Raw genomic sequence first — 12,298 nt, 5'->3', positions numbered from 1 at the left:
CGTACCTCGCCATGGTCAGCGGAATTCACTCGATGCCTCCTCCTGACCAGGAGGCACCATGATCATGAGTGGGTCTCGCCAAACCGTCAAACAATGGTGAAACTTTCAGCTGTGGATCTTCTACTCGTACGGCTGCGGGAAGCCGGATTCGACGCCGTGTCCGCGGAGACGGCCAATGGGGGAGTGGTGGCGCTGGCGGGCCTCGCGACCCTGCGCGACGGAACGCGCGTGTTCGCGAAGACCCTGCGCACGCCCGTACAGGACCTGTTCGAGGTCGAGGCAGAAGGGCTGCGGGCGCTGCGCGAGCTGGGCGGCGCCACCACTCCCGAGGTGCTGGCGGCCACCGCCGATCTGCTCGTGCTCGAACCCCTGCCGCCGCGCCGCGACGACGACGAGCGCTTCTGGGAGAGGCTGGCGCACACCGTCGCCACCCTCCACACCGCCACGGCGGACCGGTTCGGCTGGCACCGGGACGGCTGGCTGGGGCGGCTGCACCAGGACAACACCTGGGACGAGGACGGGCACGCCTTCTTCGCCCAGCGCAGGATCCTGCGCTGGCTGCCGGAGCCGCTGGTGGAGGCGGCCTTCGACCGCGAGGAGCGCCGGGCGCTCGAACGTCTCTGCGCCGCGCTCCCCGAGCTGCTCCCGCCACAGTCACCGGTGCTGACGCACGGCGACCTGTGGCTCGAGAACATCCTCTGCGGCCGGACCGGCGGCCCGGCGCTGATCGATCCGGCCGTCTCCTACAGCTGGGCGGAGGCCGACCTCAGCATGCTCTGGTTCTCGCCGCGCCCGCCTGCTGCGGACCGGTTCTTCGAGGTGTACGCGGACACGGCGCGCCTGGCCGACGGGTGGCGGGACCGCATGCCGGTGTTCCACCTGCGCGAGCTGCTGAGCAGCATCGCGCACGACGACAACGCGCCTGAGTGCGCCGCGGTCGTGCGCGAGATCATCAGGCCCTTCGCCTAGTTGTACTTGTACAGCCTGGTGGCGACCCTCCGGTTGTGGTTGTACACCGAGGCGCGGTACATGCTGACGGCCAGGTCACCGTGCTCGGCCTTGCCGCAGGTGTTCACCCCGGCCAGCTGGTGGATCTCGAAACGCGCGCTCGGGTCTCCGGCGATGAAGTATTGGGCGCGGGCCTGGTACTTGTCGGCGCCCGTGTCGCAGGCGAAGACGAACGTGTTCTGCTCGCCGAAGCACACGGTCGCGGCGCCCCTGGTGGAGGTGCAGGTCTTGGATCGGGCCCGGGCCTCGGCGGGCGTGACCCGAGTTTCCCGCTTAATCGGATATTTCGTCATATTGCGTACGGTTTTCCACCGGCCGAACTTGACCCGATGATTCCCTTCGTAAAGCGCCGCCCGGAACGTCACGATCCTCCCGATTTCTCGGTTACCGCGGATCTCGCCCCCTCGTCCCAGGTTGTGGATGACGTACTTGGTGCCCAGGTAGCCGTTGAGGTAGTACTCGACGGCGGGATGGAAGTCGTCGTTCGCCGTGTCCTCGATCGTGATGCCCGGCCGATCGCTCCCGTCCGGGCCCACGCACGCCTCCGCGCCCTTGAGCCGAAGGCACTCGGGCTCCTTCTCGACCGCCGCCGGCCTGGTGACGGCGGGGGTGGACGCGGTGACCGCCGGAGTCGCCGGGCGGGGCTCCGCCTCGGCCGCCGCCCCGTTGACCACTGTGGCGCCCATCGCCACAGCCGCTATGAATATCCGTCTTAACGTCACTGGAACCTCACCAGCCTCACAAGTCACAGTCGCCTGTTTGGGTGTGACGCGAAAAATGCGGGAAAGGTTCCGAAATTTGCAGAAGGGCGTTCAACGGCCGTTCATACGGTGCCGGGACGTCAGCGTGGCCAGCGTGAGCAGGAGCGCGCTCTGGGCGAGCATGCCGGGCGCGAGCGGCGGCGCGTGGCCGACCGACTTGGTGAGCGCGTACCACCATTGGGTGAGCGGGGAGAGCGTGTCCCACGCGGGATCGGCCGCGCCCGCGCCGTGGTTGACGGACACGTGCATGAAGACGCCATACGCGGACGCGAGCAGGACGGCCAGCGCGATCACGCGTACCACGGTGGTCGTCCGAGGGGAGTCACGCAGGACGAGCAGCGCGAGCGCGAGCCCGAGCAGCGCCAGAGCCGCCCACGGGATCAGCTGCACCGGGCTCTGCCAGTGGCGTTCGAAGGCGAGCTCGAGAGCGGCGCCCAGGATGCCGATCGCGACCAGTCCCAGGAGGCCGAGGCGGACCAGGCTGGGGCGGGCAGCCAGTTCTGGCGTGGTCGAGGTCGAAGTCGAGGCCATGCGGGGATCACCATCCGGGTGCGAGCGGATCTCCGGTCGGCTCCAAGCTCTCCCGGCTCTTTCAGAGGTTCCTGTACGAATTCTGAAGATCTCGTGAGAAAGCGCCCATGCCAAACTCCGTGGAAGTGATCAAGCCTGCGGAGGATCATTGCGGCATGGATTTACTTGCGGCCATCGTGGCGATCCTCGCCCTCGTGCTCAACGGCCTGATGTCCGGCCTGTACTTCGCGTTCTCGACGGCGGTGACGCCGGCTCTCGACGCCATCGACAAGGACCAGGCGGCCGCCGCCATGCGCAGCGTCAACAGGAAGATCCTCAACCCGAGGTTCCTGCCCACGTTCACGCTGTCGCCGGTCGTCGCGCTGGCCGCCGGGATCCTCCTGCTGCTGGCCGGTGCCGGCCTGCCGGGCGTCCTCGCCATCGCGGCCGCGGTCGCCGGGTTCCTCGGCTCGATCGTGGTGACGGCCGTGGTCAACGTGCCGTTGAACAACGCGCTCGACGCGGGCAGCGTGGACTGGCCGGGCTACTCGCCCCGCTGGACCCGCTGGAACAGCGTCCGCGGCTGGGCCTGCGCACTCGCCGTGGCCCTCCTGGGCGCGGCGCTCTACCTCTGGGAGTGATCGCCGTGGTGCCGGACAGGCATCGCCGGGCGAGACCCGGAAATGCCTGTCCACCTCCGGCGGTGTTCCCGGCCGCTACATGTTGATCATGTGGCCGGCCAGGCCGTGGATCGCCTCCTTGACGGCTTCCCCGAGCGTGGGGTGCGCGTGCACGTTGCGCGCGACCTCGTGCACCGTAAGGTCCCACTGCTGGGCCAGCGTCAGCTCCGGCAGCAGCTCGGTGACCTCGGGTCCGATCAGGTGGGCGCCGAGCAGCTCGCCGTGCGTGTTGTCGCTGATGATCTTGACGAACCCGGCCGTGTCGCCCAGCCCGTGCGCCTTGCCGTTCGCCGTGAACGGGAACTTCGCCACCTTCACGTCGTAGCCCAGGTCACGTGCCTGCGCCTCGGTGTAGCCGAAGCTCGCCACCTGCGGCTGGCAGTACGTCGCGCGCGGGATCATCACGTAGTCGAGCTCCATGGTCTCCGCGTCGGCGATCGTCTCGGCGGCGATGATGCCCATGGACTCCGCGGCGTGCGCCAGCATGAGCTTGGCGGTCACGTCGCCGATGGCGAAGATGTGCGGCACGCTCGTACGGCAGCGCCCGTCCACCGCGATGGCGCCCCGGTCGGTCAGCGCCACGCCGGTCTTCTCCAGACCGTAGCCGTCGACGCGCGGCTGGAACCCGATGGCCTGCAGCACCTTGTCGGCCTCGAGCACCTGCGTCTGGTCGCCCCTGGTGACGGTGACCTTGACGGAGGCGCCGGAGTCCTCGATGGCGTCCACGCGGGTCGAGGTCAGCACCTCGATGCCGAGCCGCTTGTAGCGCTTGGCCAGCTCGGCCGACACCTCCTCGTCCTCCAGCGGCACGATCCGGTCGAGGAACTCCACGATCGTCACCTTGACGCCGTAGTTGTGCAGCACGTACGCGAACTCCACCCCGATCGCGCCGGCGCCCGCGATGATGATGCTGCGCGGCAGCTCCTCGGTGAGGATCTGCTCCTCGTACGTCACCACGCGCTCCGACAACTGCGTGCCGGGGATCAGACGAGTGGTCGCCCCCGCCGCGATGATGCAGTGGGAGAACGTGATCGTCTCGCCGTTCACCTGGATCGTGTTCGCGTCCAGGAACGTGCCGCGCCCGTCGTACTCCGTGATGGCGTTCTTCTTCATCAGGTAGTGAACGCCCTTGACCCGCCCGTCGGCCACCTTGCGGCTGCGCTGGAAGGCCGCCCCGTAGTCGAAGCTGACCTGGCCGCTGATGCCGAACGTCTTGGCCTCGTTGTTGAAGATGTGGGCCAGCTCGGCGTTGCGCAGCAGCGCCTTGGACGGGATGCAGCCCACGTTCAGGCAGACGCCACCCCAGTACTTCTCCTCGACGACCGCGGTGCGCAGTCCGAGCTGGGCGGCGCGGACCGCGGCCGTGTACCCTCCCGGACCCGCGCCGAGGACGACGACGTCATAGTGAGTGCTCATGAGTCGGACCATACCGTCCGCTAGACATCGACCTTGTACGAGAGGGTCAGCTCGTCGGCGGGCACCCCGCGGATGCCCCAGTTCGTCTTGGGCATCTCGATGATGGTGATCTCCACGTCCTCCGGGTCGTAGCCGGATTTGTCGTAGATCTCCCGGATCAGCGCCCGCTTGGCGTCGTCGCTGCGCCCGGTGAAGCAGATCACCTCGATGATGAGGTAATTGTCACTGCGCGCCGGGCAGACGAAGTCGTCCCCGTCCAGCAGCAGGAACCGGTGGAACCGCTTCTCCGGCGGCAGACCCCACGCGCTCACCAGGCACGACTGCACCAGATCGGAGATCTCCCGCTGCCGTCCTGCCCACACGTCCCTGCGCCCGTACACCTTCACCTGTGCCATATCGGCCAATATAGAGGTCGTGATCCGCATACTCCTGGCCGACGACGAGGCCATGATCCGCGCCGGGGTCAGGGCGATACTCGAGTCCGACCCGTCGCTGGAGGTGGTGGCCGAGGCGGGCGACGGCAGGCAGGCCGTCGATCTGGCCATCAGCCACCGCCCCGACGTGGCGCTGCTCGACATCCGCATGCCCAGGCTCGACGGGCTGGCCGCGGCGGGGGAGCTGCGCAGGGTCGCGCCGCGGACGGCCGTGGTGATGCTGACCACATTCGGGGAGGACGACTACATCGCCAAGGCGCTCGACGTGGGGGCGAGCGGGTTCCTGCTCAAGTCGGGCGACCCGCGCGAGCTGATCGCCGGGATCCACGCGGTGGCCGAGGGGGCGGCGTACCTGTCGCCGAAGGTCGCGCAGCGGGTGATCGCGCAGCTCGCCGGCGGCAGGATGGCCAAGGGCGCCAGGGCCCGCGACCGCATCGAGGCGCTCACCGACCGCGAGCGCGACGTGCTCGCCCTGCTCGGCGCGGGCATGTCCAACGCCGAGATCGCCCGCGAGCTGCACATCGTCGAAGGCACGGTGAAGGCGTACGTGAGCGCCATCCTCACCGGTCTCGACGTGCGCAACCGCGTGCAGGCCGCGATCATCGCCCACGAGGCCGGGTTGGTAGCCTGACCCGTGATGTATCGCCTCGTGTTCACGCAGGTCTTGCGGCGTTTCGACGCCGAGGCCGTGCACCATCTCACCGTGAGCGCCTTCGCGCTCCTCGCCCGGCTGCCCGTGCTCAAGCGGCTGCTCCACCGGGCGCTCGCCCCGCACGACCCGGCCCTGCGGGTGACCGCGTTCGGCGTGCACTTCCCCGGCCCGCTCGGGCTGGCCGCCGGCTTCGACAAGGACGCCGCGTGTGCCGAGGCCATCGCCGCGCTCGGCTTCGGCCACGTCGAGGTCGGCACGATCACCGCGCACGCCCAGCCGGGAAACCCGCGCCCGCGCCTGTTCAGGCTGGTGCGGGAGCGCGCCCTGATCAACCGGATGGGCTTCAACAACGCCGGAGCCGCGGCCGCCGCCCGCAGGCTGCGCCGCGCCCGCGGCGTCCCCGTCGTGGTCGGGGTGAACATCGGCAAGACCAAGGTGGTGCCCGAGTCGGGGGCCGTGGCCGACTACGTGGCCAGCGCCAAGGAGCTCGCCCCGCTGGCCGACTACCTCGTGGTCAACGTCAGCTCGCCCAACACGCCGGGCCTGCGCGACCTCCAGGCGGTCTCGCTGCTGCGGCCGCTGCTCACCGCGGTCAAGGAGGTCGCGGACGCGACGCCCCGCTCCACGCCGCTGCTGGTTAAGATCGCGCCCGACCTCGCCGACGAGGACGTGGACGCGGTCGCCGACCTGGCGGTGGAGCTGGGCCTGGACGGGATCATCGCCACCAACACCACGATCAGGCACGGCGGCGAGACGGGCGGGCTGTCGGGCCGTCCGCTCAAGGGCCGTTCGCTGGAGGTGCTCAGGCGCCTGCGCGCCAAGGTCGGCGACCGCCTCACGCTGGTGTCGGTGGGCGGCGTGGAGGACGTGGACGACGTCTGGGAGCGCCTGCTGGCCGGGGCGACCCTGGTCCAGGGCTACACGGGCTGGATCTACGGCGGCCCGCTCTGGGCCTCGCGCATCCACCGCCAGCTCTCCAGACGCGTACGCCGCCACGGACTGAAGTCCATCACCGACGCCATCGGCCGCACGGCCTAATCTAGGCAGGTGATCGAAGACGTACCACTTTCGGACGGCGTCGTCATGCGACCTGCCGCCGTGCAGGACGCCGAGGCCCTCCTGCACGCCTACATCCGCAACCGTGACCATCTGAAGCCATGGGAGCCCCGCAGGCCGGCGGACTTCTTCACCCTGCCGGGCCAGGCCATGCGGCTCAAGGACCTGCTGGAGCAGCAGGCGGAGGGCCGCACGATGCCCTGGGTGCTCGTGGACGGCGACAAGATCGTGGGCCGCATGACGCTCAGCGGCATCGTCCGCGGCCCCTGGCTCAGCGCCGACCTCGGCTACTGGATCGACGGCGACTACACCGGCCGCGGCCTGGCCACCGCGGCCGTGCGGGAGGTGTGCCGCATCGCCGACCAGGAGCTCGGGCTGCACAGGATCGCGGCGAGCACGTTGCTGGACAACGTGGCCTCGCAGAACGTGCTGCTCAAGGCCGGGTTCGAGCCGTACGGCACCGCGGAGCGCTACCTCGCGATCGACGGCAGGTGGCAGGACCACCGCCTCTTCCAGCGCATTCTCAACGACCGCCCGGCACCCTGAGTCACAGGCTCGGCCGGGTCGACTCCGCGTCGTGGGTCATGGCGTCGATGCGGGCCATCACGTCGGAGACGTTCACCACGCCGGGCCGGTGCGGGCGCCGCCGCTGCCACGGGTGCGGCCCGGCGAGAGGCCGGTACTCCACCCCGATCGCGTCCAGCCGCCCCAGGTGCTCCTCCAACCGCCCGGTGAAGCTGTCAGAGGACGACCCCGCCCAGGCCACCTCCGCCAGGGCGCAGGCCCGCGGCCACAGGCGGTAGTCCACCGTACGGGCGTCCGGCACGCGCTCGGTCCAGAGCTGCGCCTGCATCCCCACGACCCGGGCACGCTCCCTGTCCGTCCACGAGGCGGGCGCGGGGTCGAAGGCGGCCACGTCGGAGACAGTGATCGCGTCCCCGATGGCCATCGGCTCGTCGGCGGATGACGACTCGGCGTAGTCGAAGTACAGCGGGAACACCGGGGTCGCCACCACGTCGTGACCCGCCGCGGCGGCCCGCCGGCCCACGCCCATGCCCCGCCACGGCATGACCAGGGTGTCCTGGCGCAGCCCGCCGCTGACGAACGCCTCGTCCCACACCACGGCCCGCGCGCCCCGCTCGGCCAGCGCGTCCGCGAGCCGCCGCAGGAACCACGCCTGCAGGTCGTTGGAGGAAGCCAGCCCGAGCGAGTCACGGTACGCGACGATCTCCGCCGACTCGCTCCAGTGGTCCAGCACGACCTCGTCGCCGCCGATGTGCACGTAGGGCGTCTCGCCGAGCGCCCCGATCAGCTCGTCGAAGATCGTGGTCAGGAACTCGACGGTCGGCGGCAGCGGCGACAGGATCGCGGAGGAGATGCCCCACCGGTCGAGCACGTCGTACGGCTCCCCGGTGGCCCCGAGCGCCGGGTACGCCGCCAGGATCGCCGACGCGTGCCCCGGCACGTCGATCTCGGGAACGATCGTGACGCAGCGGGCGCGGGCGTAGGCGCCGATCTCCGCCAGGTCGTCGAGCGTGTAGTAGCCGCCGTGCGGGACCTCGTCGTACGCCACCGGCTCCCGGTGGAAGTTGGTCATCGTGCGCGGACGGTGCGAGGAGACCTCGTGCAGCAGCGGGTACGCCCGGCTCTCCACCCGCCACCCCTGGTCGTCCACCAGATGGAGGTGGAGGCGGTTGAGCTTGTGCACCGCCATCAGGTCGATCAGGCGGAGTATCTCCCGCTTGGGGAAGAAATGCCGCGCCACGTCCAGGTGCAGCCCGCGCCAGGCGAACCGCGGCGCGTCCTCGATCCGCACCCCGGGCACGGGCCACGAGGCTGCGGTGGAGAAGCGGTAGGAGGCGCCGGGCAGCAACTGGTGCAGTGACTGCGCCGCGTAGAAGGCCCCCGCACGCCCGCCGGCCATGATCTCCACGCCCCGCGAGCCGGCCGTCAGCCGGTACGCCTCCTCGCCCAGCCCCGGATCCCGTCGTACGTCGATCTCACCCGAGTCGCCGGGACGCAGGTCCAGCCTGGGCAGCGCGAGGCGTACGGCGTCGACCAGGTCGCCGGACACGGTCGCGCCCGAGGTCAGCTCGAAGGAACCGGAAAGCTCGGTGAGCAGCTCTGGGCGAGGAATCATGCTTTGAGATAGTGCTGCAATCCGTTCGCCAACGCCACCGCGACCTTCTGCCGGAACTTCGGATCCTGCATCTTGGCCGCGTCGCCGGCGTTGCGCATGTTGCCGCACTCGATGAAGATCTTCGGCACCGTGGACAGGTTGAGCCCGCCGAGGTCGTTGCGGTAGTCGAGCGCGTTGCGGCCGATGTAGTTGGAGTACGGGATGCCGGTGCCCTTGGCGTAGGCGTTTCGTACGTCGATCCCCAGCCTGCTCGAGGCGCCCACGACCTTGTCCACAGGGCCGTTGATCTTCTTCGGCATGATGATGTGGAAGCCGCGGTTGCCCGGGGCCGACCCGTCGCCGTGAATGGAGATCGCCGCGTCGGCCTCGGCCTTGTTGCCGATCGCGGCCCGCTGGGTGATGCAGGGGCCGACGCCGTCGTTGCCGGTCCTGGTCAGCTTGACCTTGGCCCCGCGCTCTTCGAGGATCTTGACGAGCCGCTGTGAGACGTCCCACGTGAAGGCGGCCTCGGTGTAGCCGCTGTTGGTCTGGGTGCCCGTCGTGTCGCAGGCCTTCCACTGGGTCAGCACGTTGACCTTGCGGTTGATGGCCTTCGGATCGCGGTAGTTGCCGCCGTTGTGGCCGGGGTCGATCACGACGACCTTGCCGTCGAGCGGCTTGGCGCTTGGCGGGGCCTGCTTGGCGGGAGCCTGCTCCACGACGGTCGCGGGAGCGGCCTGACCTGCGGCGGCGCCACCGGATCCGGTGCCGCCACACGCGGAGGCGATCAGGCCGCAAGCGGCGAGTACTGAGGCTGGCAGAGCACGCATGGCATCCAACTTACGACAAGCCCGGCGCACAAACCCGTTTTATGCCGATGACGGCGGGGTGGAGGGGGCCGTACGTCCTCTGCGAGCGCACGCCCTCACCAGACGTGCTCGCCGACCTCCTGCCGCTCCAGCAGGGCGGCCAGCTCCCGTGCGTCCTCGGCGTCGAGCCCGAGGACGACGCGGGGCCGCCCCCATGGGTGGTCGAGGGAGTGGGCGACGTAGCTGGCGACCGACTCCGCGGTGCCGTCGTTGCCCCGGCCCCTTCCCGCCCGCCAGTGCCCCCAGGCACGCTCGAGCTCGGCCGCCGCGCGCTGGGCGCAAGACACCAGTTCCGGATCACGCATAACTGTTCCCCCGGATCAGATCGTGACCGGAGTGAATCCGGCCACAATTAGCATGACCCTGACGAGTAAACAGCCGCGCGGCCAGGTCTCCGCGCGGCTTGACCCAGCTTTGGGGCTCTGCGAACAAGAAACCTGCCCAGCAGACTGCCGCCCTACCGTCGCTTGCGTGATCCTCGTCTCGGCGGCAGTCAGCTTTGCAGATTTCTCATTCGTCTCAGGCGGGGCCCGTGCTCCGTCGCACGATCAGCTCGGGGTGGATCTCCCGCATGCGGGAGACCTTGGCGGGATCCCCGATCCGGTCGCTCAGCAGCGCCGCCGCAGACCTGCCCATGGAGCGGCGGGCCTGGTCGACGGAGGTGAGCGACACGTGATGCGAGGCCGCCAGGTGCGTGTTGTCGTAGCCGACGACCGAGAGGTCGCCCGGGACGCTCAGGCCCAGTTCGCCCGCGGCGGCCAGCACGCCGAGCGCCACCACGTCATTGGCGGCGAAGATCGCCGTGGGCCTCGGATCGCGGGTCAGCAGCGCGAGCGCCGCCTCCTTGCCGCTCTCCTCGGTCGAGTCCGCGGCCTCGACCATGATGTACGGCGCCAGCGAGTGCCTGCGCATCGCCACGAGGTAGCCCTCGCAGCGCGACGACCGGCGGCCCTCGATGTGCGCGATGCGCTTGTGGCCCAGCTCGACCAGGTGATCGATGGCCAGTCGGGCGCCGAGCTGGTCGTCGTCGACCACGATGTCGACGCCGTCGAGCTCGATGTCACGTTCCCCTACGACGACGGTCGGGGTGTAGGCGGTGGCCTCGATCAGCGTCTCGCTGGTCGGCGCGATGCCCAGGAGGACCAGCCCGTCCACCCGGAGCTCGAGGAAGGCCTCGACGGCCTCGTCCTCGAAGGCCGGGTCCCACTGGCTGTTCCCGATGAGCATGCGCAGCCCGTCGCCGTGCAGGCTCTCCTGCAGGCCGTCGAGGAACTCGGCGTAGAACGGATTGTGCAGGTCGGCGACGAGCGCGCCCACCAGATGCGTACGGCCTTCCACCAGGCTCCGCGCGACCGCGTTCGGCCGGTAGCCGAGTTCGCGGGCGGCCTGCAGCACGGCCTGGCGCCGGTGCTCGCTCACGTGCGGGGATCCGCGCAGTACGAGAGAGACCAGCGATTTCGAGACGCCGGCTCGTTCGGCGACGTTGCGAATGGTCGGTCTGGGCCGAGGCAGTGTGTCTACCTCTCTGAGCTCAGTAATGGTTGAAGTGTTGACGGGCGGTCCTGACATGTGTCTCCCCCGCGATGCGGATATGGGCACCTGTCTGACCAAACGATCGAGTTAGCCGCAGGGTACGGCCTCCGTCACTGATTGACTCAGGGATGCCGATATTGACCGGATATCCACACGTCAGCCGATGGCATGGCGTCGGCTACTGTGCAGGTGTGACACCCGGGAAGTCAGCCGAGACGGCACGGCCGGCGCGGCGCAGGCTCAGCGTCGACCGGCGTCGCGAGGAGCTGATGGCGGCCGCGCTCGAGCTGTTCAGCACCCGCGACGCGGAAGACGTCTCGATCGACGACGTGGCCTCCGCGGCAGGAGCTTCGCGGGCCCTGGTCTACCACTACTTCGGTGGCAAACAGGAGCTCTATGTGGCCGCGCTGAGGAGCGCGGCGGAGCAGCTGGAGTCCCGGCTGCGTCCTCAAGAGGGCGGCAGGCCGCTCGACGAGCTGGCCTCGGGGCTCAGACGCTACTTCGACTTCGTCGAGGAGCACGCGACCGGTTTCGCCGCGTTGCTGCGTGGCGGTCCCGCCAACAGGGCGGGCGAGGTCGGTGAGATCGTCGACGGGGTGCGCCAGCGCCTCTTCCGCCTGATCCAGAAGCAGATGAGCGTCGACGAGCCGAGCCCGGTGCTCCGCATGACCGTGCGGTCGTGGATCGCCTCAGTGGAGACTGCCGGCCTCGACTGGCTCGAGCATCGCGACATCGAACGCCCGACGCTGGAGAAGCTGCTCGTCGATCACATGGTCGCGCTGCTCCGCGTGGCCGCCGCGCACGACGGCGACGTGTCCAGGCTGCTCGAACGCTTGGTGTAGCGAGAAGAATGGCGCCGGGCGGGCGGCGCCACCTCTCCCGTGCGACGTTGTCGTCACAGTGGTGGACCAGGCCGTCGGCCTGGCTCACCAAACCCCCCTGAGGTTCGTGACGACCCCTCACTTACTCCGAGCGCTGCTGCGGAATGCCCGCGAGCAGTGCCCGGACCTCGGTCTCCCGGTAACGCCGATGACCGCCGAGGGTGCGAATCGACGTCAACTTACCCGCCTTTGCCCACCGCGTAACGGTCTTGGGGTCGACCCTGAACATGGTCGCGACCTCGGCGGGCGTGAGCAGTGGCTCGGCCTCGGGTGTACGAGCTGACATTTGTGCGGCCTCTCCTCCGTGTGGACCGGCTTAGCGATCCTGTGACTGCCTTTGCGCGTGTCACGGATGTCCCCCTATGGCGCAGAGCGTGCG

The 12,298-nt window shown here is 69.4% G+C and carries 15 protein-coding genes; 6 read left to right on the top strand and 9 right to left on the bottom strand.

Features of this window, described 5'->3' with window-relative positions:
- Nucleotides 1–111: 111 nt before the first annotated feature.
- Nucleotides 112–969 carry a fructosamine kinase family protein gene (locus ACIBVN_RS44655; protein WP_397146371.1) on the top strand — a complete coding sequence of 286 codons (858 nt, stop codon included), beginning with the start codon at nt 112–114 and terminating at the stop codon, nt 967–969.
- Here ACIBVN_RS44655 and ACIBVN_RS44650 read toward each other — a convergent pair.
- Together ACIBVN_RS44650 and ACIBVN_RS44645 are read right to left on the bottom strand one after the other, a co-directional pair.
- Nucleotides 966–1,694 carry a hypothetical protein gene (locus ACIBVN_RS44650; RefSeq protein ID WP_397146370.1) on the bottom strand — a complete coding sequence of 243 codons (729 nt, stop codon included), beginning with the start codon at nt 1,692–1,694 and terminating at the stop codon, nt 966–968. The two genes, ACIBVN_RS44655 and ACIBVN_RS44650, sit on opposite strands and share 4 nt — an antisense overlap.
- 126 nt (nt 1,695–1,820) lie before the next feature.
- A complete protein-coding gene (locus ACIBVN_RS44645) occupies nt 1,821–2,300 on the bottom strand; it encodes a hypothetical protein (protein WP_397146369.1) in 480 nt (159 codons plus the stop codon).
- Nucleotides 2,301–2,455: 155 nt separating this feature from the next.
- Between ACIBVN_RS44645 and ACIBVN_RS44640 the strand changes: the two genes are divergently transcribed.
- The gene (locus tag ACIBVN_RS44640) at nt 2,456–2,920 is read left to right on the top strand and encodes a DUF1772 domain-containing protein (RefSeq protein ID WP_397146368.1); all 465 of its coding nucleotides are present in this window, start codon (nt 2,456–2,458) and stop codon (nt 2,918–2,920) included.
- A 75-nt stretch (nt 2,921–2,995) separates the two neighbouring features.
- On the opposite strand, the gene lpdA is transcribed toward ACIBVN_RS44640, so the two are convergent.
- Together lpdA and ACIBVN_RS44630 are read right to left on the bottom strand one after the other, a co-directional pair.
- Nucleotides 2,996–4,375 carry a dihydrolipoyl dehydrogenase gene (gene lpdA / locus ACIBVN_RS44635; RefSeq protein ID WP_397146367.1) on the bottom strand — a complete coding sequence of 460 codons (1,380 nt, stop codon included), beginning with the start codon at nt 4,373–4,375 and terminating at the stop codon, nt 2,996–2,998.
- A gap of 20 nt (nt 4,376–4,395) precedes the next feature.
- On the bottom strand, nt 4,396–4,770 hold the full coding sequence (locus tag ACIBVN_RS44630; protein ID WP_397146366.1) for a tautomerase family protein: 375 nt from the start codon (nt 4,768–4,770) through the stop codon (nt 4,396–4,398).
- 19 nt (nt 4,771–4,789) lie between these two features.
- On the opposite strand from ACIBVN_RS44630, the gene ACIBVN_RS44625 reads away from it, so the two are divergent.
- From ACIBVN_RS44625 to ACIBVN_RS44615, 3 genes are read left to right on the top strand one after another with little or no spacing between them, the layout of a single operon-like run.
- Nucleotides 4,790–5,440 carry a response regulator gene (locus tag ACIBVN_RS44625; RefSeq protein ID WP_397146365.1) on the top strand — a complete coding sequence of 217 codons (651 nt, stop codon included), beginning with the start codon at nt 4,790–4,792 and terminating at the stop codon, nt 5,438–5,440.
- A 6-nt stretch (nt 5,441–5,446) separates the two neighbouring features.
- On the top strand, nt 5,447–6,499 hold the full coding sequence (locus ACIBVN_RS44620; protein ID WP_397146364.1) for a quinone-dependent dihydroorotate dehydrogenase: 1,053 nt from the start codon (nt 5,447–5,449) through the stop codon (nt 6,497–6,499).
- Nucleotides 6,500–6,508: 9 nt separating this feature from the next.
- Nucleotides 6,509–7,063 carry a GNAT family N-acetyltransferase gene (locus tag ACIBVN_RS44615; protein WP_397146363.1) on the top strand — a complete coding sequence of 185 codons (555 nt, stop codon included), beginning with the start codon at nt 6,509–6,511 and terminating at the stop codon, nt 7,061–7,063.
- 1 nt (nt 7,064) lies between these two features.
- Here the strand turns inward: ACIBVN_RS44615 and ACIBVN_RS44610 are convergent, their stop codons facing one another.
- The 4 genes from ACIBVN_RS44610 to ACIBVN_RS44595 form a co-directional block, all read right to left on the bottom strand.
- Entirely contained in the window at nt 7,065–8,657 is a 1,593-nt protein-coding gene (locus tag ACIBVN_RS44610; protein WP_397146362.1) for a beta-N-acetylhexosaminidase, read from the bottom strand.
- Nucleotides 8,654–9,466 (bottom strand): N-acetylmuramoyl-L-alanine amidase, encoded by an 813-nt coding sequence (locus ACIBVN_RS44605; RefSeq protein ID WP_397146361.1) that lies wholly within the window; start codon nt 9,464–9,466, stop codon nt 8,654–8,656. The genes ACIBVN_RS44610 and ACIBVN_RS44605 overlap by 4 nt, the downstream gene beginning before the upstream one ends.
- 95 nt (nt 9,467–9,561) lie before the next feature.
- Nucleotides 9,562–9,810, bottom strand: a complete 249-nt coding sequence (locus ACIBVN_RS44600) for a hypothetical protein (RefSeq protein ID WP_349454252.1) — start codon at nt 9,808–9,810, stop codon at nt 9,562–9,564.
- 214 nt (nt 9,811–10,024) lie between these two features.
- Entirely contained in the window at nt 10,025–11,074 is a 1,050-nt protein-coding gene (locus tag ACIBVN_RS44595) for a LacI family DNA-binding transcriptional regulator (RefSeq protein ID WP_397146360.1), read from the bottom strand.
- Between the two features lie 155 nt (nt 11,075–11,229).
- Between ACIBVN_RS44595 and ACIBVN_RS44590 the strand changes: the two genes are divergently transcribed.
- Nucleotides 11,230–11,880, top strand: a complete 651-nt coding sequence (locus tag ACIBVN_RS44590) for a TetR/AcrR family transcriptional regulator (RefSeq protein ID WP_397146359.1) — start codon at nt 11,230–11,232, stop codon at nt 11,878–11,880.
- 121 nt (nt 11,881–12,001) lie between these two features.
- Here the strand turns inward: ACIBVN_RS44590 and bldC are convergent, their stop codons facing one another.
- The gene (bldC, locus tag ACIBVN_RS44585) at nt 12,002–12,205 is read right to left on the bottom strand and encodes a developmental transcriptional regulator BldC (RefSeq protein ID WP_013133571.1); all 204 of its coding nucleotides are present in this window, start codon (nt 12,203–12,205) and stop codon (nt 12,002–12,004) included.
- Nucleotides 12,206–12,298: the final 93 nt, after the last annotated feature.

The sequence above is a fragment of the Nonomuraea sp. NPDC049400 genome (assembly GCF_044466425.1).
In the GTDB taxonomy this organism is placed as follows: domain Bacteria; phylum Actinomycetota; class Actinomycetes; order Streptosporangiales; family Streptosporangiaceae; genus Nonomuraea.
This window is presented reverse-complemented; position numbering and strand designations above follow the sequence as displayed.

Bases quoted from the DNA above. Each gene is read 5' to 3' on its own strand.
- ACIBVN_RS44630 (WP_397146366.1), bottom strand. From the start codon at position 4,770: ATGGCACAGGTGAAGGTGTACGGGCGCAGGGACGTGTGGGCAGGACGG.
- ACIBVN_RS44610 (WP_397146362.1), bottom strand. From the start codon at position 8,657: ATGATTCCTCGCCCAGAGCTGCTCACCGAGCTTTCCGGTTCCTTCGAG.
- ACIBVN_RS44595 (WP_397146360.1), bottom strand. From the start codon at position 11,074: ATGTCAGGACCGCCCGTCAACACTTCAACCATTACTGAGCTCAGAGAG.
- ACIBVN_RS44645 (WP_397146369.1), bottom strand. From the start codon at position 2,300: ATGGCCTCGACTTCGACCTCGACCACGCCAGAACTGGCTGCCCGCCCC.
- ACIBVN_RS44650 (WP_397146370.1), bottom strand. From the start codon at position 1,694: ATGGGCGCCACAGTGGTCAACGGGGCGGCGGCCGAGGCGGAGCCCCGC.
- bldC (WP_013133571.1), bottom strand. From the start codon at position 12,205: ATGTCAGCTCGTACACCCGAGGCCGAGCCACTGCTCACGCCCGCCGAG.
- lpdA (WP_397146367.1), bottom strand. From the start codon at position 4,375: ATGAGCACTCACTATGACGTCGTCGTCCTCGGCGCGGGTCCGGGAGGG.
- ACIBVN_RS44620 (WP_397146364.1), top strand. From the start codon at position 5,447: ATGTATCGCCTCGTGTTCACGCAGGTCTTGCGGCGTTTCGACGCCGAG.
- ACIBVN_RS44600 (WP_349454252.1), bottom strand. From the start codon at position 9,810: ATGCGTGATCCGGAACTGGTGTCTTGCGCCCAGCGCGCGGCGGCCGAG.
- ACIBVN_RS44605 (WP_397146361.1), bottom strand. From the start codon at position 9,466: ATGCGTGCTCTGCCAGCCTCAGTACTCGCCGCTTGCGGCCTGATCGCC.
- ACIBVN_RS44640 (WP_397146368.1), top strand. From the start codon at position 2,456: ATGGATTTACTTGCGGCCATCGTGGCGATCCTCGCCCTCGTGCTCAAC.